Source organism: Blautia sp. DFI.3.45 (assembly GCF_020593505.1).
Lineage (GTDB): Bacteria > Bacillota > Clostridia > Lachnospirales > Lachnospiraceae > Blautia_A > Blautia_A wexlerae.
The window spans coordinates 1-464 of record NZ_JAJDMI010000173.1 but is presented as its reverse complement, the minus strand read 5'-3'; the positions used below and the strand labels follow the sequence as shown (position 1 = coordinate 464).

The following is a 464-nucleotide window of genomic DNA, read 5'->3' as shown; positions in this document are numbered from 1 at the left end:
ACCATGACGGGGATAAAGCGGCGGTTGCCGGAACGGTCAAGGGGCAGGAAGTCAAGGGCATTGGAAGTGCCGCCAAACACGCACTGACGGGGGCGGTCTGCCGGGTGGGTTTCATAAGGTATCTTGTAGACCTCTTTCTGCCGGCTTAAAAACGACTTGATTTCCTCAATGCTCTTGGCGTTGGCGGTTGCCATCATTTCCGACATTTCGATAATCCAGTGACCTTGCAGCTTGCGGTACACATTGTCATCGTCCAACTTCCGCAAATCATCGGAGAACCACTCGTCCCGGACTGCCAGCAGACGGAAGAAGGTGGACTTGCCAGCCCCCTGACCGCCTACCAGACAGAGCATGATTTCAAATTTGCATCCCGGCTGAAAGGCTCGTGAGATTGCGCCCAGCAGGAACAGCTTCAACGCTTCATAGGTGTAATCGTCTGCGTCAGCCCCCAGAAAGTGCCGCAG

General features: G+C 55.2%; 1 protein-coding gene. It reads right to left on the bottom strand.

Annotated features, from left to right (window positions below; translation table 11 throughout):
- Positions 1-464: virulence-associated E family protein (locus LJE09_RS17475; RefSeq protein WP_227311617.1), on the bottom strand; the 464-nt coding region annotated here is incomplete at both ends.